We start from the raw sequence: 21,205 nt of genomic DNA, 5'->3' as shown, positions 1-21,205 counted from the left end.
CTTTGCAAGTAAGCAACTGGGCCGCAATGAATATGGCAACCGTGGAACGATCATGAAGACAATAGGTGAATTGGGGAAGTATCAGCAGCGCCGCCGTCTGGCGATTGGCGTTGTGATTGCGCTTCTGGTGATCGCACTGCTTTTCGTCCGCTCGTCCTGGGTTGGACGGGTGCATGAATATATCGAGTCCATCGGCCTCAGCTTCATCGTTGCCGCGATTCTCGGGCGCATGTGGTGCACGCTGTATATCGGTGGGCGCAAGAGCGCCGAGATTGTGCGCAGCGGCCCTTATTCGATGACGCGCAACCCGCTTTATGTGTTCAGCACGCTCGGCGCCATGGGCATTGGCGGACAAACGGGCAGCATCATCGTGGCCGTCGGCTTCGGCATTCTTTGCTATGTCGCCTTTTCCATAGTCATCCGCACGGAGGAAAAGTTTCTGGAACAGAATTTCGGCGAACCGTATCGCGCTTATTGCCGCGACGTTCCCCGCTTCTTTCCGAACTTCTCGATCTACAATGACGATGCGACGGTGACGGTGAAGCCGGACCGCCTGTATCGCACCTTTACGGACGGTCTGGTGTTCTTCGTGGCCTATCCGTTCTTCGAATTTATCGAGTACCTGCAGGACATTCATGCTCTGCCGGTTTTGCTGCGGCTTTATTGAGTCATTTCAGTCGATTCAGCCATTGCGTTTTATGGGCTTTAAGCCTATAAGGCCGCGTTCGAACCGCCCGGCAGGGCATGCCGTGGCGGTTTCGTATGCTTTTCAGGCTCGGTCTGCCTGAAAGTAAAAACAGATTTCGGTCGGTTTCTGGCGCGGGCGTCCTCCATAACAAGAGGCGTGGAGTGCCGCAGGCACGACGGGGATCGCAAAGAAGGAGTAGCAAAATGCCCAAGATGAAGACCAAATCGGCCGCCAAGAAGCGGTTCAAAATCACCGGCACTGGCAAGATTAAAGCTGCCGCCGCTGGTAAGCGCCATGGCATGATCAAGCGCTCGAACAAGTTCATTCGCGATGCTCGCGGCACCATGGTGCTCGCCGATGCAGATGCGAAGATCGTAAAACAGTTCCTGCCTAACGGCCTCTAAGCCGCTGTCCTTTAAGGAGATCATAATATGGCACGCGTAAAACGCGGCGTTACTTCACACGCCAAGCACAAAAAAGTTCTCGATCAGGCTGCCGGTTTCCGCGGTCGTCGCAAGAACACCATCCGCACCGCTAAGGCTGCAGTTGATCGTTCGAAGCAGTATGCTTACCGCGACCGCAAGAATCGCAAGCGTACCTTCCGCGCTCTCTGGATCCAGCGCATCAATGCTGCTGTCCGTGAGCAGGGCCTGACCTATGGCCGTTTCATCGACGGTCTGGCCAAGGCTGGTATCGAAGTTGACCGCAAGGTCCTGTCTGACATCGCAATCCACGAACCGGATGCATTCGGTGCGCTGGTTGCATCGGCGAAGAAGGCTCTTGAATACCTCAAGAACACCGAAACGCCGAACGCTTTTGAAGGCGCTGTCCGCTAAGCCAGCCCTTCCCAAGTGATATTGTGAATTTGGGGAACCCGCGCTGGCTCGGCTGGCGCGGGTTTTTCTTTCTTATCTGGTGCCCACCGCAAATATCGCCGATGAAGAGGCGTGGACGTTGCAGGCGCGACAGGGACGTAAACCAAGAGGCGACGAGTGTCTTTAGACACGAGTGGGAAGCTAACCAAGAGGCGTGGAGCGTCTAAGACGCGACAGGGACGTAACAAATGAGCGATCTTGAACAACTCGAACAAACGATCATGGGCGAAATCGCCGCCGCCAGCGACGAGCAGGCGATTGAAGCGGTCCGCGTCGCGGCACTGGGCAAGAAGGGCACGGTTTCCGAGAAGCTGAAGCTGCTTGGCACCATGACGCCAGAAGAGCGCCAGGTTCAGGGACCGGCGATCAACGGTTTGAAGAACCGCGTCACCGATGCGCTGACCGAGCGCAAGACTGCGCTGCGCAAGGCTGCGGTTGCCGCCCGCCTTGAGCGCGAAAAGGTCGATGTGACGCTGCCGGTCCGTGAAAGTGCTGCTTCGCGCGGTCGCATTCATCCGATTTCCCAGGTGGTGGACGAAATCACCGCGATCTTCGCCGATATGGGGTTCTCGATTGCCGAAGGCCCGGATATCGAAACCGATTACTACAATTTCACAGCGCTGAATTTCCCGGAAGGGCACCCGGCGCGCGAAATGCACGACACGTTCTTCTTCAATCCGGACGAGAAGGGCGAGCGCAAGCTTCTGCGCACGCACACCTCGCCGGTGCAGGTGCACACGATGGAGAAGTTCGCAGCGATCCGTGACAAGGAAGGCCGCGACGAGCCGATCCGCATCGTGATCCCGGGCAAGACCTATCGTATGGATTCCGACGCCACCCATTCGCCGATGTTCCATCAGGTCGAAGGTCTGGTCGTGGACAAGTCGGCCAATGTCGCCAACATGAAATGGGTGCTGGAAGAGTTCTGCAAGGCGTTCTTCGAAGTGCCTTCGGTGACGATGCGCATGCGTCCGAGCTTCTTCCCGTTCACGGAACCGTCTGTCGAAGTGGATATCCAGTGCGACCGTTCCGGCCCGCATGTGAAGTTCGGCGAAGGCAATGACTGGCTCGAAATTCTGGGCTGCGGCATGGTGCATCCGAATGTGCTGCGCGCTTCCGGTTATGATCCGGACATCTATCAGGGCTTTGCCTGGGGCATGGGCATCGACCGCATCGCCATGCTGAAATACGGCATGCCGGATCTGCGTGCCTTCTTCGACGCCGATGTGCGCTGGATCAACCATTACGGTTTCCGTCCGCTCGATCTGCCGACGCTGTTCGGTGGTCTGAGCGCGTAAGGACAGGAAAGGGATACACAAATGAAATTCACGCTTTCCTGGCTCAAGGATCACCTTGAAACCGACGCGACGCTCGACCAGATCGTCGAGAAACTGACCGATATCGGTCTTGAAGTGGAATCGGTCGATGACCGGGCTGCCTTCAAGGCTTTCAAGATCGCCAAGGTGGTGAGCGCCACCCAGCATCCCGATGCTGACAAGCTGCGCGTGCTCTCCGTCGATACGGGCGATGGCAAGCCGGTACAGGTTGTTTGCGGTGCGCCGAACGCCCGCGCCGGGCTGGTCGGTGTTCTGGGCCGTCCGGGCGACTATGTTCCGGGTCTTGATGTCACGCTGTCGGTCGGCAAGATTCGCGGCGTCGAGAGCTTCGGCATGATGTGTTCCGAGCGCGAGCTGGAACTGTCCGACGAGCACAACGGCATCATCGATCTGCCGGAAAATGCACCGGTGGGCACCAGCTTTGCGGCCTATATGGGCCTTGATGATCCGATCATCGAAATCGGCCTCACGCCAAACCGCGCCGATTGCACCGGTATTCACGGCATTGCCCGCGATCTGGCAGCCGCCGGTCTCGGCACGCTGAAGAACACGCTGCCTGCCGCCGCCAAGGGCGAAGGCGAAACGCCGGTCAAGATCATTCTCGATCAGAATGGGGAAAACCCGTTCTGCCTCGGCTTTGCGCTGCGCATGGTCAAGGGCGTGAAGAACGGCCCGAGCCCGAAATGGATGCAGCAGCGTCTGAAGGCAATCGGTCTGCGCCCCATCAATGCACTGGTGGATATCACCAATTACGTGACCTTCGATCACGGCCGTCCGCTGCATGTGTTCGACGCCGCCAAGGTCAAGGGCAATCTGACGGTGCGTGCCGCCAAGGATGGCGAAACCATTCTGGCGCTCGACCAGCGCGAGTACAAGCTGAACACCGGCATGTACATCATTGCCGATGAGAACGGCCCCGAATCGATTGCCGGTATTATGGGCGGTGAGCATTCGGGCTGCGACGAAAACACCACGGATGTGCTGATCGAATCCGCTCTGTGGGATGCGCGCATGATCGCACGCACGGGCCGTGAACTCGGCATCGTCACCGATGCGCGCTATCGTTTCGAACGCGGCGTCGATCCGGAAATGATGGTTCCGGGTGCGGAAATTGCGACCAAGCTGGTTCTCGATCTGTGCGGCGGACAGCCGACGGTTCTCGACGTTGTCGGTTACAAGGCTCCTGCGTCGCGCGTCATCGACTTCCCGGTCACGGAAGTGAAGCGCCTGACGGGTATCGAGGTTTCCTACGATGCCTCGCTGGATATTCTCAAGCGCCTCGGTTTCGGTGTTGAAGGTGACGGCAAGGTCATCAAGGCGACGGTGCCGACATGGCGCGGAGACGTGGAAGGCAAGGCCGACCTCGTTGAAGAAGTCATGCGTATTCACGGCATCAACCAGATTGAGCCGCAGCCGCTGCCGAGCCATGGCGCCGTCAATGGCCGCATCCTGACCACCTTGCAGATCCGCACGCGCCATGCCCGCCGCATGCTCGCGTCGCGTGGCATGCTGGAAGCGGTGACCTATTCCTTCATTTCCGAAGCGCAGGCCAAGGCATTTGGCGGCGGCCAGCCGGAACTGAAGCTCGCCAACCCGATTGCATCCGACATGTCGGATATGCGTCCGTCGCTACTGCCCGGCCTGCTGGCTGCGGCACAGCGCAATGCTGATCGCGGTTTCGGCGATATCGCTTTGTTCGAAGTGTCGGGCATTTACGAAGGCGACACGCCGGAGAAGCAGCGCCGTGTGGCGGGCGGTATCCGTCGTGGAACGGCGGGCGTTGAAGGCGCTGGCCGTTTCTGGTCCGGCAATGCCGCGACGGTCGGTGTGTTCGACGCCAAGGCCGATGCACTGGCCGCATTGGAAGCTGCCGGTGCGCCGGTTGATCGCATCCAGATCGAAGCCGGTGGTCCGGAATGGTTCCATCCGGGTCGTTCGGGCACGCTGAAACTCGGCCCCAAGGTCGTGCTCGGCACCTTCGGCGAGTTCCATCCGGACACGCTGGAAGCGCTCGATGTATCGGGCAATCTCTGCGGCTTCGAAATCTATATCGATGCGATCCCAGAGCCGAAGGCAAAGGCGACCCGCACTAAGCCAGCGCTCAACCTGTCGCAGTTCCAGAGCCTCAAGCGCGATTATGCCTTTGTGGTCGATGCGAATGTCGAAGCAGGCAATGTCGTGAAAGCGGTTTCCGCTGCCGACAAGAAGCTGATCGTCGGTGTGCAGGTGTTCGATATCTTCACGGGCGCATCGCTTGGCGAAGGCAAGAAATCGATCGCGGTGGAAGTGCTGCTGCAGCCGCAGGATCGCACCCTGACTGACGAGGATCTCGAAGCACTGTCGAAGCAGGTCGTGGCTAGCGTCGTCAAACAGACCGGCGGCGTACTGCGCGGATAAATCAAAAGGCCCCGGAAACGGGGCCTTTTTCGTTCATGCTTATGTCTTTTGTGAAGGCAGTTTTTTAAATGAGACCTATTTTTTATTGTTTGCTTTGCTTCATTTTCTTGTTGTCCCGACCGTCATTCGCCGATGCGGACCACAAGTCCCGATTGGACAGAATACTGGCTGACGGTGTTTTGAAAGTCGGCACGACAGGTGATTACCGGCCATTCAGCTTCAAGAAGCCAGAAACGGGATCATTCGAAGGTTTCGATATCGATCAGGCGGAAGCTCTTTCCAAAGCGCTTGGTGTCCGGCTGCAACTGGTTCAGACGTCGTGGAAAAATCTTTCCGCTGATTTCGCGGACGGCAAGTTCGACATCGCCATGGGTGGCGTTTCAGTCACTCTTGAACGGCAGAAGACAGGTCTGTTCTCGACGCCTTATCTGGAAGACGGAAAAGCGCCGCTCACCCGCTGTGCGGATAAGGACAAGTTTGCAACGCTTGCAAATGTTGACCAGCCTTCGGTGCGGGTGATTTTCAATCCGGGCGGCACCAATGAAGCCTTCGTGCGGGAAAATCTGAAAGAGGTGCAGCTCATCCCATGGAAAGACAATGAAGGCATTTTCGACGCGCTTGCTGGCGGAAAGGCCGATCTGATGATGACGGATGCCGTGGAAGCGCGCCTGCAACAGAAACTGCATCCTGATATTTTGTGCGCTGCTTCTGTCAAAAAGCCGTTCACTTATGTCGAGAAGGCATATTGGATCCAGCGGGACGGGGACTTGGCTGCTTTCGTCAATCAATGGCTCCATCTTTCGCAGAAGGATGGAACCTTTGAGGCGGCCACGCGGAAGTGGCTGAATTAGTTAAGGGGGAGAAGAGCGGTTTCGGTCTTCGTCATGCAGGAACAGCCTGACGTTGCGGCATGGCACGCATGGCCATGTCGATAATCTTTTGCACTGCCGCACGCGAACTGCCGTCGCGCGCCTCATAGGAGAGGCTCTGCTGGATTGCGTGGTAAAACTCGCTCATCTGGGTGATATCGGTATCCGGCGGCAGGTCGCCCTCGCGCAAGGCGCGTTGCAGGCGCTTGGAAAGCAGTTCCTGATTGGTATGGCGAATGGTAGTCAGGAATTCCTTGACCGGCACATTCTCCGGTTTGCACTGGATCGAACTGACGCTGATCAAGCAGCCGCCAGCCGGACAGGCAAAGGCGCTGTCCGCGCTCAATTCGAGCCAGAGGCGTATGCCATCCTGAATGGTGGCGGCGTCTTCCAGAGCTGCGAAGGGAGTGGCGCCAATGGTGCGCCGATAAAAATCGACGGCCTCGCGAAAAGCCTGCTCCTTATTGCCAAAAGCGGCATAGAAGCTCGGCGGCGTAATGCCTATGGCTGCCGTGAAATCGCTGATCTGGGCGCATTCATAGCCTTTGGCCCAGAATACCTTCATGACCTTGTCCAGCGCAGCATCGCGATCGAAACTGCGCGGGCGACCGCGCGAAACCATTTTTCCTCCCTTTCTATAGTCTGTCTTATATAATTCGCTTGACCTCTCCGAACAAGTCGATATGAATTATATAATCATTATTACATAAATAGGGATTCGTCTCCATGAACGATTCGTGCGAATCCGCCCTTGCGGCGGAAGGGGCGGTTGCGTCCCGTAAAGAGGCGCGGGCAATACCGATGGTTGTCTATTGCCTCAGTCTCGGCGTTTTTGCGCTGACGACCTCCGAATTGATGATCTCGGGCATGATGCCTTCGTTGCAGGAGGCTTTTGGCCGGTCCATTGCGGATATCGGCAATCTGATCTCGCTCTATGCTTTGGGCATGATGATCGGCGGTCCGCTGGTGACCGTGCTGTTTCTGGCCCTGAAGATCGAGAACAAGCGTGGGCTGCTAGGCCTTTTGATTTTCTACGCGCTTGCCCAGAGCGTGGCCGCCTCCACCAGCAATTTCCATGTGCTTTTGGCCGCCCGTGTGCTGACCGGCATGGCCGCAGCGACGAGTTTCGGCCTCATGCTGGCCATTACCGCACAACTGGTTGCGCCGGAATTGCGGGGGCGGGCATCGTCGCTGGTCTTTGCCGGATTGATGCTCTGCACCGTGCTCGGCGTTCCGATTGCCACGGCGATCACCAACGCATTCGGCTGGCGCGCCAGCTTCTGGAGCATCGTGGTTCTCATTCTGCTGTGCGCGCTGGTCATCGCGCTGAAGATCGAAACGACCCGTGACGGACCGCAGGCTGACCTTCGCTCGGAACTGGCGGAAATGCGCAAGCCGAAGCTCTGGGCGGCCTATGCCACCAGCGCGCTGGTCATCGGCTCGTCCTTTGCGGTTTACAGCTATTTGTCGCCAATCACCGTGGAACTGGCCGGTTTCTCGGCCATGCAGGTTCCGTTTCTGCTCGCCGTCTATGGCGCGGCCAATATCGTCGGCAACTATGTTTCCGGTCGTTTTGCCGACCGGCACACGATCGTGACCATCTTTGCGGGCCTTGTGGTGATGCTTGCGGCCATGCTGATCTTCGCGCTCTTCGCCGAACTCAAGCCGGCTGCGATCCTTGCCATTGTGATGATCGGCTTGACGGGAATTGCACTGAACCCAGCCTTCGTGGCCCGTGTGATGCGCATTGCCCATCCCGGCACATTGGTGAATGCAATGCATGCATCGGTCATCAATATTGGTCTCGGCCTTGGCCCGTGGATCGGCGGTCAGGCTATGGAAGCAGGATATGGTCTCCATGCGCCCTTGTGGGTTGGCTTTGCCATGACGCTGGCCGGACTGCTGACGCTGGCCCCGCCCGTGCTGCGACGCATGTAGCCGCAATTCAAAACGACAAGAAAAAGCCGGGGTTGTACCCCGGCTTTTTCTTTCCGTACCAGTAAAGATGGATCAGTCCTTGGAGAACATGGTGGCTGACTGCGAGGTCGAGACCATCATATTATAGTCATTCAAGATCCATTCGAGATCCGAACCGATACGTGCTTTGCGGGCGTCGCCCTTGGTCTTCTGCAAAGCTTGCTGGAACGAGCGCAATTTGCCAAGCAGGCTTGCCGGGCGCGATTCGAAGACGTGGAAGGAGTTCGGGTGCTCCGAAGCGTAATCGTCCATTTCGCGTACGGCGGCGGCATAGACATCCATGGCCTTGCCGAAGGCTTCCATGTCGACCACCGGCTTGTCATTGTCCGGCAGCAGGTCCACCACCGATTTGGCGCGCATCATGACATTGCGAACATGCCAGTTGGCCTTCTTGCCTTCCGCCTTTTCAATGGCGTCGAGTTCGGCAAGATCGATCTTGCTCTTTTCTTCATCCAGAAGCGCGTCGACGCGCTTGCGCTCCTTCAGGAATTCCGGCGCATAGTCGGCAATCTGCTTGTGAAAGGCTTTGGCTTCGGCAAACTTGTCGGACATATAGTCCTTGCGATCATAATATTTGCTGGCTTTTTCGATCACCGGCGCCAGCTTCTGGTAAATCGCGATGTAGCTTTCCATGGCCGCATCAAGATCAGGCATTTTCGGGTCGGCCTTGGTCGCGCCCTCGGCGGCTTCGATTTCGCTGCGCACGTCATAGAGCGAATAGAGCCCGTAGACATTGCGCTCCTTGCCGGTCGGGCCCTTTTTCATATCGACCCAGCTGTCATATCTGCCGAGCGATTCCGACGCGCGGATCGTGCGGTTGAGAAGCGAAACATAGGCGTTCATCTTCTCGATGGCGGCATTCGGATCTGCCTCATCGGCGGATTGCGCGAAGGCCGTGGCAGGCAGAAGGACTGCCAGAAACGCAAACAGGATTGCGCGCGGCGAAAATCGTCTCATGTGCTTTTCCTCTTTAAAGAATCGGACGCCGTGTTCCGATCTATTCACGAGCATTGTCCGGCAACCAGTTGCTGCCGGAACGGTTTCTGATGAAGGTGATGATTGAAACGACAACGGACAGCACCACCAGATATTCGAAGAAGCGGAACGGGATGACGATCCAGCCGCTGATGGAGCGTTCGATGGCGCCATAGATGTTGACGAGCTGGAAATCATAGTTCACGCCGGTGCTCCCGCCGCCATGGCTGACGATTTCCCTGATCTGCATATGACTTCCGGGACTGCCGAAAATCCATGCCAGCGGCTGGTTATAGACCGGGTTGCCGCGGCTATCGAAGAACATGGCAGTGAAGGCCATGAACGAAATCATGATCGCGGCTGCTTCCGGCTTGCGCCAGTCGATCTTGGTGAACCAGAATATTGCGGAGAAGACGACAAGGAGAACGGCGCTTGCAACGCCATCAATGAAGATGACGCCATACATCCCGTAGACCAAAGCCAGTCCCACGAGGGCAAAGCAAGCGATGACAGCGGCAGCAATGGCAAAAATGCCAAGCACTTTTGTAACAGATCCTGTTTGCATAGCGCGCACAGAGCATGTGTAGAACGGAATAACAAGTCTTATTAGCGGCTTATAATATTACGAAGGACGCTCATGAACTTCTTTTTACGCAGTGCTTGTAGCGCTGAAACTTGAATCCAAACCGAAATCGATAGGAACAAGCAGGATGAACCATCTGCGCTATGCCGGATTGCCTGAGCACGAACAGCGGGCGGTCTTCACGGAGATCATCCTGCACAATCCGCTCCTGAAAGTCGTTTTCTCACGTCTTCAAGACCTTGCTACGGCCAGTAAACAGGCTGGAAATGGCGAGGAAAGTCCCGAATTCTGGATCGTCTCGGGGGCGCTTTATAACAGCGTCTGGAATCACCTGACCGAGCGCCCGGCGCTGCACGGCATCAAGGATGTCGATATTTTCTATTTCGATGTACGCGATCTGTCCTGGGAGGCAGAAGATCGGCTGATTGAGCACGGAAAGGCACTTTTCAGCGATCTTCCATTACCGGTTGAAATACGCAATCAGGCGCGGGTGCATCTGTGGTTCGAACAGCGCTTCGGTCAGCCTTATGAACCGCTGCGCTCTGCCACGGAATCAATCAGGCGGTTTTCAACCATTGCGCATTGCGTCGGGGCGAGGGCGGAAAGTGACAACACGCTGACGTTACATGCGCCCTTCGGCCTCGACGACATTTTTTCGTTTCGTCTCAGGCCTAATCGTGCCATCGATAACGCCGCAACGCACCGAACCAAGGCGCGCCGCGCGCTTTCATACTGGCCGGAACTGACTTTTCAGGACTGGGATACGCCAGAATGATTCGGCGATGAGTTTTGTGAGAGTAACGATCTGAACGAAGGAAATGGCATGTTCCGCTGGGGTATTCTTTCCACCGCCAAAATCGGCGTCACGCAGGTGATTCCCGCATTCGCCGCGTCGGATAACGGGGTTGTCCATGCGATAGCGAGCCGCGATCACGCCCGTGCCCGTGCCGTGGCTGATCGTTTTGGCGCACCGCTTGCCTTCGGCTCCTATGAGGAATTGCTCGCCAGCGATCAGGTGGACGGTGTCTATATCCCGCTGCCGACATCGCAGCATATCGAATGGACGATCAAGGCGGCAGAAGCCGGCAAACATGTGCTTTGCGAAAAGCCCATCGCACTCAAGGCCGATGATATCGACCAGCTCATCGCCGCGCGCGACAAGCATAAGGTCACCATCGCCGAAGCCTTCATGGTCTATTATCATCCGCAGTGGATCAAGCTGCGCGCCTTGCTGGCGGAAGGCGCCATTGGCACGTTGCGCCATGTTCAGGGCGCTTTCACCTATTTCAACGTCGATCCGGGCAACATGCGCAACCAGCCGGACCTTGGCGGTGGCGCGCTGCCCGATATCGGCGTTTACCCGACGGTTGTGACGCGTATGGTGACGGGTAAGGAACCGCTCTCGGTGCAGGCTTCGGTTGAAATCGATCCGAACTTTGGCACCGACCGTTATGCCAATGTCGCGGCGCGATTCGACGGCTTTGACATGACCTTCTATGTCGCGACTCAGCTTGCAGGACGCCAGACCATGGTTTTCCACGGCGACAAGGGCTTCATTGAAGTTCACGCGCCGTTCAACACCGGCAAATATGGTCATGGCCGCATCACGCTTTATGACGCAGGCCACACGGAAGCGACGGAATGGTCGTTTTCGGACGCAAACCATTATCAGTTGCAGGCACAAAGCTTCGTGCGCGCGGTGCAGGGCGAGGACGTATCCTTGTTTTCGTTGGAGAATTCCAAGGCAAATCAGCGCTTTATCGATGCGATCTATCGCGCGGGCAAAAATAGTGGTTTCGTAGAGGTCTAGAACCGTCTGGAAACAGACCTGTCAGAATAGCCGGGAAGGAATTTAAGGCTGTCCGGCTGTTCTGACTTGCAGTGAAAAAGCGCCTTTCTTATATACGCCTCGCACAGGGCTTCGATGACAGGCCGGGGGCTCTTGAAAAAACCACCGGAAACCCAACCTTGAAGCGGGCATTGTGAAAACCGTAGGAACCGCCCATGGAACGCTCGGTAGAGGTCTTGGCGGTTTGCTGAATGGAGAGAAATATGGCTAAAGTTATTGGTATCGATCTGGGAACGACCAACTCCTGCGTCGCCGTCATGGACGGTAAGAGCGCGAAGGTCATCGAGAATGCCGAAGGCGCCCGCACGACGCCTTCCATCATTGCTTTCACCGATGGTGACGAACGTCTCGCTGGTCAGCCTGCGAAACGTCAGGCTGTCACCAATCCGGAAGGCACCCTTTTTGCAGTCAAGCGCCTGATCGGCCGCCGTTTCGACGATCCGATGGTCACCAAGGACAAGGATCTTGTCCCGTACCACATCGTCAAGGGCGACAATGGCGATGCGTGGGTAGAAGTTCACGGCAAGAAGTATTCGCCATCGCAGGTTTCCGCGATGATCCTTCAGAAGATGAAGGAAACGGCTGAATCCTATCTCGGCGAAACCGTCACGCAGGCCGTTATCACTGTTCCGGCTTACTTCAACGACGCCCAGCGTCAGGCCACCAAGGACGCAGGCAAGATTGCCGGTCTGGAAGTGCTGCGTATCATCAACGAGCCGACCGCTGCTGCGCTGGCTTATGGCCTCGACAAGAACGAAGGCAAGACCATTGCCGTATACGATCTTGGCGGCGGTACCTTCGACGTGTCGGTGCTTGAAATCGGCGACGGCGTTTTCGAAGTGAAGTCCACCAACGGCGACACGTTCCTCGGCGGTGAAGACTTCGACATGCACATTGTCGACTACATGATCACCGAGTTCAAAAAGGAAAGCGGTATCGATCTGAAGAACGACAAGCTTGCTCTGCAGCGCCTCAAGGAAGCTGCCGAAAAGGCAAAGATCGAACTGTCGGCTGCCCAGCAGACCGAAATCAATCTGCCGTTCATCACCGCCGATGCGAGCGGTCCGAAGCATCTTGCAATCAAGCTGTCGCGCGCCAAGTTCGAAAGCCTGGTTGAAGATCTCGTCAAGCGCACCATCGAGCCGTGCAAGGCTGCTCTCAAGGACGCCGGCCTCAAGGCTGGTGAAATCGACGAAGTGGTTCTGGTCGGCGGCATGACCCGCATGCCCAAGATCCAGGAAGTCGTGAAGGCCTTCTTCGGCAAGGAACCGCACAAGGGCGTGAACCCGGACGAAGTCGTCGCCATGGGCGCGGCAATTCAGGGTGGCGTTCTGCAGGGCGACGTCAAGGACGTTCTGCTGCTCGACGTGACCCCGCTGTCGCTCGGCATCGAAACGCTCGGCGGCGTATTCACCCGTCTGATCGACCGCAACACGACCATTCCGACCAAGAAGTCGCAGACCTTCTCCACCGCTGAAGACAATCAGTCGGCTGTGACGATCCGCGTCTTCCAGGGCGAGCGTGAAATGGCTGCCGACAACAAGATCCTCGGCCAGTTCGACCTCGTAGGCATTCCGCCTGCACCGCGTGGCGTGCCGCAGATTGAAGTGACCTTCGACATCGATGCCAACGGTATCGTGAACGTCTCGGCCAAGGATAAGGGCACCGGCAAGGAGCACCAGATCCGCATTCAGGCTTCGGGCGGTCTGTCGGATGCCGACATCGAAAAGATGGTCAAGGACGCTGAGGCCAATGCCGACGCCGACAAGAAGCGCCGTGACGCTGTCGAAGCCAAGAACCAGGCCGAAAGCCTGATCCACTCGACTGAAAAGTCGCTGAAGGATTACGGCGACAAGGTCTCGGAAGACGACAAGCAGGCAATCGAAGGTGCTGTTGCAGCGCTCAAGACCTCGCTTGAAGGCGACGACGCCGAAGACATCAAGGCCAAGACCCAGACGCTTGCTGAAACGGCGATGAAGCTTGGTCAGGCCATGTATGAGGCAGCGCAGGCTTCTGAAGGTGCGGACGCCGAAGGCGGCGAACAGGCTTCGTCCAAGGACGATGTCGTTGACGCCGACTATGAAGAAATCGACGACGACAAGAAGAAGTCGTAATCATCTGCCGCTGACAGTGAAAGCCCGGCTCCATGCCGGGCTTTTGCCAGTTTCTGTATTCGGCATATGACGAATAATAACGAAGGCTCCGGTTGGGAGTCCGGTCCAGCCGCCGGGGTAACGGACGTATGAAGATCGATTATTACGAAGCATTGGGCGTTGAAAAGTCCTGCGATGACAAGACGCTGAAAGCGGCTTTTCGCAAGCTCGCCATGCAGTACCATCCTGATCGCAATCCGGATAATCCGGAAGCTGAACGCAAGTTCAAGGAAATTGGCGAGGCTTACGAAACGCTGAAGGATCCGCAGAAGCGGGCTGCCTATGACCGTTTCGGCCATGCTGCCTTTGAAAATGGCGGGATGGGTGGCGGTTTCGGCAATGGCTTTGCTGGCGCAGGCGGTTTTGCCGACATTTTCGAAGATATTTTTGGCGAGATGATGGGTGGCGGTCGCCGCCGTTCCAGCAACGGTCGCGAACGTGGCGCCGATCTGCGCTATAATATGGAAGTGACGCTCGAAGAAGCCTTTGCCGGCAAGACCGCGCAGATTCGCGTGCCCACCTCCATCACCTGTGACGAATGCTCCGGTTCTGGAGCCAAGGCCGGTTCGCAGCCCACCACCTGTACCGTGTGTTCGGGTTCGGGCCGTGTTCGCGCGGCGCAGGGCTTCTTCTCGGTCGAGCGTACCTGCCCGACCTGTAATGGTCGCGGACAGGTCATCAAGGACCCTTGCGGCAAGTGCCATGGTCAGGGCCGTGTAACGCAGGAGCGTTCGCTGTCGGTCAATATCCCGGCCGGTATCGAGGATGGCACCCGTATTCGCCTTGCAGGCGAAGGCGAAGCTGGAATGCGCGGCGGACCGTCGGGCGATCTCTACATCTTCCTGTCGGTCAAGCCGCATGAGTTCTTCCAGCGCGACGGGTCTGATCTTTATTGCAAGGTGCCGATCTCGATGACCACAGCGGCGCTGGGCGGTCAGTTCGAAGTCTCGACACTGGACGGCACCCAGACCCGCGTGAAGGTTCCGGACGGTACGCAGAACGCCAAGCAGTTCCGCCTCAAGGGCAAGGGCATGCCGGTTCTGCGCCAGCAGGCAGTGGGCGATCTCTATATCCAGATCGACATTGAAACCCCGCAGAATCTGTCAAAGCGCCAGCGCGAATTGCTGGAGGAATTCGAAAAACTCTCCTCGCAGGAGAACAGCCCGAAATCGGCCGGGTTCTTCTCGCGGATGAAGGAATTCTTCGAGGGAATAGGTGATTAAAAAAGGGGAGCCATGTGGCTCCCTTTTTTCATATTTTCCTTATTCCTGCCTTGCTTAGGGAATTGAAAGCGGCATAAGCTTGTCCAATAACGACAATGGGAGCATGCGGAATGGCAGGTCAACTCGGCAGGAAACTCGCCGCGAAGTTCGACGAGGAAATCCGGTTTTTCAAAGGGTGGATTGACGGTCCGAAAGCGGTTGGCGCCATTCTGCCGACCAGCTCCATTACCGCGCGACGCATGGCCAGTGTGATCGACATTCATTCGGGCCTGCCGGTTCTGGAACTTGGACCGGGCACCGGTGTCATCACCAAGGCGATCCTCAAGCATGGGGTGAAGCCGTCTGATCTTTACTCCATCGAATATTCGCAGGATTTCGTTGAGCATCTGAACAAGACATATCCCGAGGTGAACATCATCCAGGGTGATGCGTTCGATCTCGACACCACGCTTGGCGAGATGAAGGACCAGCAATTCGACAGTATTGTCTCTGCCGTACCGCTGCTCAATTTCCCGATGGCGCGTCGCATCCAGCTCATCGAAGACATGCTGACGCGTATTCCGCGTGGCCGTCCGTTCATGCAGATCAGCTATGGCCCCCTGCCGCCGGTTCCCGCTGGTCGCGGAAACTACACGGTTCAGCGCTATGATTTCGTCATGCGCAACGTTCCGCCGGCGCAGCTGTGGGTTTACCGCAGGCCGCTCGGCTGAGTGTCTGATCCAAAAGTCACCATGCCGGTCTGCAACTGGCAATTTCTGTGCTTCCGGTGCTCACGTACCCAAAAGTACGCTGCGCTCCGGTTCTCGAAATCACCATTTTCGCCACGGCCTGCCGCTTTTTGATTCAGACACTGACTTCATAGGAGTTGTCCATGACCGCACGCATTCTTGTTTTCGCCGGTTCGATCCGTATTGGCGCTTTCTCGGGTCATATGGCGGATGCCGCCGAACAGGAATTGCGGGCGCAGGGTGCGGACGTCACCCGCATTACGCTTGCCGATTATCCGCTACCGCTGATGGACCAGAATCTGGAAAAGGAGCATGGCGTTCCGGAAAATGCCATGAAGCTCGGTCGGCTCTTTGCCGAACACGACGCGCTTCTGATCTGCTCGCCGGAATATAATGCGTCGATCCCGCCGCTGCTGAAAAACACGCTGGATTGGGTCAGCCGCATTTCCAGGGATGGCGACCAGCCGCTTCGCCCCTATAGCGGGCTGACGGTCGGTTTGTGCTCGACGTCGGACGGCATGTTCGCCGGTATGCGCGGGCTCTATCACCTGCGTGCCGTACTCATGGCGGTGGGAACGCAGGTCGTGACCGAACAATGTTCGGTCGGCCGCGCTTCGGCAGCATTCAACGAAGACGGCACGCTCAAGGATGAGCGTAGCGCCAAAATGCTCACCGCGGTCTGTCAGAGCGTGATCAGCCGGGCAGGCTGATTCTCCCGTTCAATCTGCATATTTCGGGGCGCGGTATCTTTCGTACCGCGCCCCGTTGTGCGATTAGAGCATGATCCCGAAAAGTGGGCACCGGTTTTCGGAGAAGATCATGCTCAAGCAAAATGCTTGAGCGGGGTGACGTTCAAAGTGAAATAGATCCCGCTCAAGATAAAATCACAGCGGAGACTTTCATGACGACGACAGAATTGCGCGATCAACTGATCGTGGGCCTCGACGTGCCAACTATCGCCGAAGCGGAAAAAGCCGTTGAGGAACTTGGCGATGCCGTTTCCTTCTACAAGATCGGCTATCAGCTGGTTTTTGCGGGCGGTCTCGATTTTGCAAAGAGCCTGATCGCGGCGAAGAAAAAAGTCTTCCTCGACATGAAGCTGCTCGACATCGACAACACCATCGCCAAGGGCGTGGAGAATGTTGCGAAGATGGGCGTCTCGATGCTTACGCTGCATGCCTATCCGAAAGCTATGCGCGCCGCTGTCGAAGCGGCCAAGGGGTCCGATCTCTGCCTGCTCGGCGTGACGGTGCTGACCTCGATGGACGATGCCGACCTTCGGGAAGCGGGCTATTCCGACAATGCGGAAACGCTGGTGCTGAAGCGTGCGCGTCAGGCGCGCGAGGCGGGCATGGGCGGTATCGTCGCTTCCGCAGCCGAAGCCGCCGCCATTCGTCAGGCAATCGGGCCGGATATGGCCGTAGTGACACCGGGCATTCGTCCCGCAGGCGCTGAAAAGGGCGATCAGAAGCGCGTCATGACGCCTGCGGATGCGCTTCGGGCAGGCGCGAGCCATCTGGTTGTGGCGCGACCGATTGTCGGAGCGGCGGATCGCAAAGCGTCAGCGCTTGCCATTCTGGAGGAAATGCGCTCGGTTGCGTAAACAATATTGGAGGAGGAAAGCATGACAAAAGCCTATTGGATCGCTCGCGTGGATGTCCGCGACCCGGAACGCTACAAGGATTATGTGGCAGGCTCCAAGGTTGCATTCGAGCGCTATGGCGCCAAGTTTCTGGCGCGTGGCGGCAAGGCGGAAGCCGTCGAAGGAAAAGGTCGTGCGCGCAATGTCGTCATCGAATTCGAGACCATGCAGCACGCTCTCGATTGCTTCAATTCACCGGAATATCAGGCCGCAGCCGCGATACGCCGGACGGTCGCGGATGGCGAAGTCATCATCGTCGAGGCTTTTGAAGGCTAAAGCACATCCCGAAAAGTGCGAAGCGGTTTTCGGACAAGATGTGCGTGCAAAAAGAGCGCTTGATTTTGGAATGTAAAAAGGCCCCTTCCGGGGCCTTTGTCTTTTTAGCAGCTTTTAGAGCAGCACCGGTGGGTCGTGCCGCCCTGCCAATGTCAGGTCAAGCAACAGCACTTTTCCTGCATGAGGGTCGGCATTGCGGGCTTCGTCGTTCATGCCTTCATGGGCGCTGGTCACGATCATCACCGCCGCATCCGGGCCGACAAAGGCCGGGCAAGACGGCTGGGTAACCGGCAGCTCGATAGAGCGGGTCAGACGACCTTGCGGCGAATAGGCATGCAGCGCCTTTCCGCCCCAGCAGGCATTCCAGACGGTGCCTTCCGCATCCACGACCGATCCGTCCACACCGCCTTCTTCAATCCGATGGTGAAAAACGCTCTTTTCCGAAACCGGCAAGCCATTTTCCGGATCAGTATCGACGCGCCAGATGATGTTGCGGTCGGTATCGGCGAAATAGGCAATCTTTCCATCGGGGGAAAAGCAGATCGAATTGGTGATCGTGATGCCGGAGAAGAGCCTCTTCACCTGACCTTCCCGATACCACCAGATGGAACCAGCATCCTTCTCGGCCTTGCGGCCCATGGTGCCGATCCAGAATGAACCGGACGGGTGGACGCGGGCATCGTTGGAGCGTGTCACCGGATTATCGGCTTCCAGCGGATGATGCATGGTCAGGCGGCCATTGGCGCGTTCGCGGATGAACAGCCCGTGTTCACTGACCAGAAGCTGGCGCTCGCGGTCGATGACGGCAAGCGCGCTGGCTTTCATGCCGAGATCATGGATCTCTATTGCGCCGCTGTCCCAGTTTCGCTCGATCAGTTTCTGCCCGAGAATGTCGAACCACCAGACGTGGCCCGTCAGCGGATCGTAACCCGGACCCTCGCCCAGCTCGGCGATATGGTCGGCGAATATGGCGGTTTTGACGGACGTCACCTTTTCCTCCCGAAAAGCGTCTTACGGATTTTCTGCTTAGACCAGTTTCCTGTTAATTGGAAACCTCTGACATGGCACCAATAGGGCAAACATACAAAAGCGGCTTCGCCCTTCCTGTGGGGCAAAGCCGCTGCTGATCATGATGCGCCTAGCGCCAGCCAAGCGCCGGAGCGACATGTTTCAAAATCGCTTCAATCACATGGGCGTTGTAGTCGACGCCGAGCTGGTTGGGGACCGTCAGAAGCAGCGTATCGGCCTCGGCAATCGCTTCGTCCTGCGCCAGTTCCTTGATCAGATCTTCCGGCTCTGCCGCATAGGAACGGCCGAAGATTGCCCGCGTGTTCTCATCAATGTAACCGATGCTGTCCTGCTCCTTGCCGCCGGCACCGAAATAGGCACGGTCGCGGTCGTCGACGAGCGCGAAAACGCTGCGGCTCACCGAAACGCGTGGCGTGCGGCTGTGGCCCGCTTCCTTCCAGGCTTCGCGATAGGCGCGTATCTGCTTGGCCTGCTGGATATGGAACGGCTCGCCGGTCTCATCGTCTTTCAGCGTGGAGCTTTGCAGGTTCATGCCGAGCTTGGCCGCCCAGACAGCCGTGGCGTTTGACGACGCACCCCACCAGATGCGGTCGAGCAGTCCTTCGGAATGCGGCTCCAGACGCAGCAGGCCGGGCGGGTTGGGGAACATCGGACGCGGGTTGGGTTGGGCAAAGCCTTCACCCTTCAGGGTGCGCAGAAATACTTCCGCATGTTTGCGTCCCATATCCGCATCCGTCTGGCCTTCTTCCGGCGCGTAGCCGAAGTAACGCCAGCCGTCGATCACCTGTTCCGGCGAGCCGCGACTGATGCCGAGCTGCAAGCGTCCGCCAGAGATCAGGTCGGCAGCGCCTGCATCTTCCGCCATGTAAAGCGGGTTTTCATAGCGCATGTCGATCACGGCAGTGCCGATCTCGATCTTGCTGGTCTTGGCGCCGACTGCGGCCAGAAGCGGGAAGGGCGAGGCGAGCTGCCGCGCAAAATGGTGCACGCGGAAATAGGCGCCATCGGCCCCCAGTTCTTCTGCGGCGACAGCCAGATCGATCGATTGCAACAGCGTATCGGCAGCCGAACGGGTTTGCGACTGCGGTGAGGGCGACCAATGGCCGAAGGAGAGAAAGCCGATCTTTTTCATGGGGTTCCCTTGAATCTAGGGGGATCTATTTGTGATCCATCATATGGGGTGGGCCGCGTGCTTTGGAAGTGAGGCCCCATAGCAAACACTTTTTTGTGTTTCTCCGTCGGGCCGAAAGTGCCTGAAAGGCAGGAACGGCGGCGTTTTGACGGCAGAAAGGCACTATATCGCCGGTTCATTCCGTTTTAGATTTCCCGCAACTTCGAATCGCGAGGAAATCATGGCTCTCAAAGTCGCGGTCCAGATGGACCATATCAGCACGATCAACATCAAGGGCGACACGACATTTGCGCTTTCGCTGGAGGCGCAGAAGCGCGGCCACGAGCTGTATCACTATACGCCTGACCGCCTGTCGATGCGCGATGGCGTCGTTTCGGCCCGTCTCGAAAAGCTGGACGTGCGCGACATTGTGGGCGACCATTTCACACTGGGCGAACCTATCCGCCGCGACATGTCGGAAATGGATGTGGTGCTGCTGCGTCAGGACCCGCCTTTCGACATGAATTACATCACCACCACGCATCTTCTGGAGCGCATTCATCCAAAGACGCTGGTCGTCAACGATCCGGCCTGGGTGCGCAACAGCCCCGAAAAGATTTTTGTCACCGAGTTTCCCGATCTGATGCCGGAAACGCTCATCACCAAGGACCCACAGGAAGTCATGGATTTCCGTCGGGAGTTCGGCGACATCATCCTGAAGCCGCTTTACGGCAATGGCGGCGCGGGCGTGTTCCATCTGGCCGATGGCGATCGCAATCTCTCATCGCTGCTCGAAATGTTCGGCCAGCTCTTCCGCGAGCCGTTCATTGCCCAGCGTTATCTGAAAGATGTGCGCGCAGGCGACAAGCGCATCATTCTGATCGACGGCGAGCCGGTGGGTGCGATCAACCGCGTGCCATCGGAAACCGACGCCCGCTCCAACATGCATGCTGGCGGCAAGGCTGAACAGAGCAAGCTGACACCGCGCGAACGCGAAATCTGCGAACGCATCGGACCGTCCTTGCGGGAACGCGGCTTCATTCTGGTCGGCATCGATGTCATCGGCGATTATATGACTGAGATCAACGTCACGTCGCCAACGGGCATCCGCGAGATTGAACGTTTCGACGGCACCAATATTGCTGCGCTGTTCTGGGATGCGGTGGAAGCAAAGCGATAAAAGAGAGTTCGGACCCGATTCATCCGGGGCAAGATCGTTTCAGATCAAAAGCTATCAGTATTGTGAAACGGGCTTCCAGCAATGGAAGCCCGTTTCTTGTTAGTCAGGTAATCATTTATTATGATTATACCATTGAGAAAACTTGCAAAACCAAAATGAAACATGCCGCCTTCGTCTCATGGCTCTGTTTGGGCAACACTGTCTGATAAAATTATAATCATCTAATTTATGTTATTGCCAATCCCACTCTTTAATGCAGAATTCGTAATATTCGGTGATTTGTCGAATATTGTTCGAGGGGATTTTGATGCGT

At 57.2% G+C, this 21,205-nt stretch carries 21 protein-coding genes; 16 read left to right on the top strand and 5 right to left on the bottom strand.

Annotation, left to right across the window (positions count from 1 at the left end):
• The first annotated feature begins 52 nt into the window (after positions 1 to 52).
• The 6 genes from FGI60_RS04260 (at position 53) to FGI60_RS04235 (ending at position 6,148) form a co-directional block, all read left to right on the top strand.
• On the top strand, positions 53 to 667 hold the full coding sequence (locus tag FGI60_RS04260; protein ID WP_138784078.1) for a methyltransferase family protein: 615 nt from the start codon (positions 53 to 55) through the stop codon (positions 665 to 667).
• Between the two features lie 224 nt (positions 668 to 891).
• Positions 892 to 1,092, top strand: coding sequence for a 50S ribosomal protein L35 (gene rpmI / locus FGI60_RS04255; protein WP_006473268.1), 201 nt, complete (start codon positions 892 to 894; stop codon positions 1,090 to 1,092).
• A gap of 27 nt (positions 1,093 to 1,119) precedes the next feature.
• Complete coding sequence (gene rplT, locus FGI60_RS04250; protein ID WP_078337671.1) at positions 1,120 to 1,524, top strand: 50S ribosomal protein L20; 405 nt, start codon at positions 1,120 to 1,122, stop codon at positions 1,522 to 1,524.
• 227 nt (positions 1,525 to 1,751) lie between these two features.
• Positions 1,752 to 2,861, top strand: coding sequence for a phenylalanine--tRNA ligase subunit alpha (gene pheS / locus FGI60_RS04245; protein ID WP_078337672.1), 1,110 nt, complete (start codon positions 1,752 to 1,754; stop codon positions 2,859 to 2,861).
• Between the two features lie 21 nt (positions 2,862 to 2,882).
• On the top strand, positions 2,883 to 5,297 hold the full coding sequence (pheT, locus tag FGI60_RS04240) for a phenylalanine--tRNA ligase subunit beta (protein WP_138784077.1): 2,415 nt from the start codon (positions 2,883 to 2,885) through the stop codon (positions 5,295 to 5,297).
• Positions 5,298 to 5,449: 152 nt separating this feature from the next.
• On the top strand, positions 5,450 to 6,148 hold the full coding sequence (locus FGI60_RS04235) for a transporter substrate-binding domain-containing protein (RefSeq protein ID WP_235889734.1): 699 nt from the start codon (positions 5,450 to 5,452) through the stop codon (positions 6,146 to 6,148).
• A 31-nt stretch (positions 6,149 to 6,179) separates the two neighbouring features.
• Here the strand turns inward: FGI60_RS04235 and FGI60_RS04230 are convergent, their stop codons facing one another.
• Complete coding sequence (locus FGI60_RS04230) at positions 6,180 to 6,788, bottom strand: TetR/AcrR family transcriptional regulator (protein WP_138784075.1); 609 nt, start codon at positions 6,786 to 6,788, stop codon at positions 6,180 to 6,182.
• Positions 6,789 to 6,892: 104 nt separating this feature from the next.
• Here FGI60_RS04230 and FGI60_RS04225 point away from each other — a divergent pair, with 104 nt between their 5' ends.
• On the top strand, positions 6,893 to 8,104 hold the full coding sequence (locus FGI60_RS04225; protein ID WP_138784074.1) for an MFS transporter: 1,212 nt from the start codon (positions 6,893 to 6,895) through the stop codon (positions 8,102 to 8,104).
• Positions 8,105 to 8,176: 72 nt separating this feature from the next.
• Here the strand turns inward: FGI60_RS04225 and FGI60_RS04220 are convergent, their stop codons facing one another.
• Entirely contained in the window at positions 8,177 to 9,100 is a 924-nt protein-coding gene (locus FGI60_RS04220; protein ID WP_138784073.1) for a YiiG family protein, read from the bottom strand.
• A 40-nt stretch (positions 9,101 to 9,140) separates the two neighbouring features.
• Positions 9,141 to 9,659, bottom strand: a complete 519-nt coding sequence (locus FGI60_RS04215) for a hypothetical protein (RefSeq protein WP_235889733.1) — start codon at positions 9,657 to 9,659, stop codon at positions 9,141 to 9,143.
• Positions 9,660 to 9,828: 169 nt separating this feature from the next.
• Here FGI60_RS04215 and FGI60_RS04210 point away from each other — a divergent pair, with 169 nt between their 5' ends.
• The 8 genes from FGI60_RS04210 to FGI60_RS04170 all read left to right on the top strand — a co-directional run bounded on the left by FGI60_RS04210 (position 9,829) and on the right by FGI60_RS04170 (position 17,572).
• Positions 9,829 to 10,476, top strand: a complete 648-nt coding sequence (locus FGI60_RS04210; protein WP_138784071.1) for a nucleotidyltransferase family protein — start codon at positions 9,829 to 9,831, stop codon at positions 10,474 to 10,476.
• Positions 10,477 to 10,524: 48 nt separating this feature from the next.
• Complete coding sequence (locus FGI60_RS04205; protein ID WP_138784070.1) at positions 10,525 to 11,511, top strand: Gfo/Idh/MocA family protein; 987 nt, start codon at positions 10,525 to 10,527, stop codon at positions 11,509 to 11,511.
• A 242-nt stretch (positions 11,512 to 11,753) separates the two neighbouring features.
• A complete protein-coding gene (gene dnaK, locus FGI60_RS04200; RefSeq protein WP_138784069.1) occupies positions 11,754 to 13,664 on the top strand; it encodes a molecular chaperone DnaK in 1,911 nt (636 codons plus the stop codon).
• Between the two features lie 128 nt (positions 13,665 to 13,792).
• Positions 13,793 to 14,926 carry a molecular chaperone DnaJ gene (gene dnaJ, locus FGI60_RS04195; protein ID WP_138784068.1) on the top strand — a complete coding sequence of 378 codons (1,134 nt, stop codon included), beginning with the start codon at positions 13,793 to 13,795 and terminating at the stop codon, positions 14,924 to 14,926.
• 110 nt (positions 14,927 to 15,036) lie between these two features.
• Positions 15,037 to 15,636 carry a phospholipid N-methyltransferase PmtA gene (gene pmtA / locus FGI60_RS04190; protein WP_138784067.1) on the top strand — a complete coding sequence of 200 codons (600 nt, stop codon included), beginning with the start codon at positions 15,037 to 15,039 and terminating at the stop codon, positions 15,634 to 15,636.
• Between the two features lie 161 nt (positions 15,637 to 15,797).
• On the top strand, positions 15,798 to 16,364 hold the full coding sequence (locus FGI60_RS04180; RefSeq protein ID WP_138784066.1) for an NADPH-dependent FMN reductase: 567 nt from the start codon (positions 15,798 to 15,800) through the stop codon (positions 16,362 to 16,364).
• A gap of 191 nt (positions 16,365 to 16,555) precedes the next feature.
• Positions 16,556 to 17,257, top strand: coding sequence for an orotidine-5'-phosphate decarboxylase (gene pyrF / locus FGI60_RS04175; RefSeq protein ID WP_078337685.1), 702 nt, complete (start codon positions 16,556 to 16,558; stop codon positions 17,255 to 17,257).
• A gap of 21 nt (positions 17,258 to 17,278) precedes the next feature.
• Positions 17,279 to 17,572, top strand: a complete 294-nt coding sequence (locus tag FGI60_RS04170) for a DUF1330 domain-containing protein (RefSeq protein WP_138784065.1) — start codon at positions 17,279 to 17,281, stop codon at positions 17,570 to 17,572.
• A 114-nt stretch (positions 17,573 to 17,686) separates the two neighbouring features.
• On the opposite strand, the gene FGI60_RS04165 is transcribed toward FGI60_RS04170, so the two are convergent.
• Together FGI60_RS04165 and FGI60_RS04160 are read right to left on the bottom strand one after the other, a co-directional pair.
• Entirely contained in the window at positions 17,687 to 18,562 is an 876-nt protein-coding gene (locus tag FGI60_RS04165) for an SMP-30/gluconolactonase/LRE family protein (RefSeq protein WP_138784064.1), read from the bottom strand.
• A 148-nt stretch (positions 18,563 to 18,710) separates the two neighbouring features.
• On the bottom strand, positions 18,711 to 19,733 hold the full coding sequence (locus tag FGI60_RS04160; RefSeq protein ID WP_078337688.1) for an LLM class flavin-dependent oxidoreductase: 1,023 nt from the start codon (positions 19,731 to 19,733) through the stop codon (positions 18,711 to 18,713).
• Positions 19,734 to 19,953: 220 nt separating this feature from the next.
• Here FGI60_RS04160 and gshB point away from each other — a divergent pair, with 220 nt between their 5' ends.
• Positions 19,954 to 20,892 carry a glutathione synthase gene (gene gshB, locus FGI60_RS04155; protein WP_138784063.1) on the top strand — a complete coding sequence of 313 codons (939 nt, stop codon included), beginning with the start codon at positions 19,954 to 19,956 and terminating at the stop codon, positions 20,890 to 20,892.
• Positions 20,893 to 21,205: the final 313 nt, after the last annotated feature.

The sequence above is a fragment of the Brucella haematophila genome (assembly GCF_005938105.1).
GTDB classification, from domain to species: domain Bacteria; phylum Pseudomonadota; class Alphaproteobacteria; order Rhizobiales; family Rhizobiaceae; genus Brucella; species Brucella haematophila.
The sequence above is the reverse complement of the archived record's forward strand: the minus strand, read 5'-3'. Positions and strand labels throughout refer to the sequence as shown.

Coding starts and splice junctions, on each gene's coding strand:
- dnaK (WP_138784069.1), top strand. CDS start 11,754: ATGGCTAAAGTTATTGGTATCGATCTGGGAACGACCAACTCCTGCGTC.
- rpmI (WP_006473268.1), top strand. CDS start 892: ATGCCCAAGATGAAGACCAAATCGGCCGCCAAGAAGCGGTTCAAAATC.
- gshB (WP_138784063.1), top strand. CDS start 19,954: ATGGCTCTCAAAGTCGCGGTCCAGATGGACCATATCAGCACGATCAAC.
- pmtA (WP_138784067.1), top strand. CDS start 15,037: ATGGCAGGTCAACTCGGCAGGAAACTCGCCGCGAAGTTCGACGAGGAA.
- pyrF (WP_078337685.1), top strand. CDS start 16,556: ATGACGACGACAGAATTGCGCGATCAACTGATCGTGGGCCTCGACGTG.
- dnaJ (WP_138784068.1), top strand. CDS start 13,793: ATGAAGATCGATTATTACGAAGCATTGGGCGTTGAAAAGTCCTGCGAT.
- FGI60_RS04260 (WP_138784078.1), top strand. CDS start 53: ATGAAGACAATAGGTGAATTGGGGAAGTATCAGCAGCGCCGCCGTCTG.
- FGI60_RS04180 (WP_138784066.1), top strand. CDS start 15,798: ATGACCGCACGCATTCTTGTTTTCGCCGGTTCGATCCGTATTGGCGCT.
- FGI60_RS04205 (WP_138784070.1), top strand. CDS start 10,525: ATGTTCCGCTGGGGTATTCTTTCCACCGCCAAAATCGGCGTCACGCAG.
- FGI60_RS04220 (WP_138784073.1), bottom strand. CDS start 9,100: ATGAGACGATTTTCGCCGCGCGCAATCCTGTTTGCGTTTCTGGCAGTC.
- pheT (WP_138784077.1), top strand. CDS start 2,883: ATGAAATTCACGCTTTCCTGGCTCAAGGATCACCTTGAAACCGACGCG.
- FGI60_RS04230 (WP_138784075.1), bottom strand. CDS start 6,788: ATGGTTTCGCGCGGTCGCCCGCGCAGTTTCGATCGCGATGCTGCGCTG.
- FGI60_RS04210 (WP_138784071.1), top strand. CDS start 9,829: ATGAACCATCTGCGCTATGCCGGATTGCCTGAGCACGAACAGCGGGCG.
- FGI60_RS04225 (WP_138784074.1), top strand. CDS start 6,893: ATGAACGATTCGTGCGAATCCGCCCTTGCGGCGGAAGGGGCGGTTGCG.
- FGI60_RS04160 (WP_078337688.1), bottom strand. CDS start 19,733: ATGAAAAAGATCGGCTTTCTCTCCTTCGGCCATTGGTCGCCCTCACCG.
- rplT (WP_078337671.1), top strand. CDS start 1,120: ATGGCACGCGTAAAACGCGGCGTTACTTCACACGCCAAGCACAAAAAA.
- pheS (WP_078337672.1), top strand. CDS start 1,752: ATGAGCGATCTTGAACAACTCGAACAAACGATCATGGGCGAAATCGCC.
- FGI60_RS04170 (WP_138784065.1), top strand. CDS start 17,279: ATGACAAAAGCCTATTGGATCGCTCGCGTGGATGTCCGCGACCCGGAA.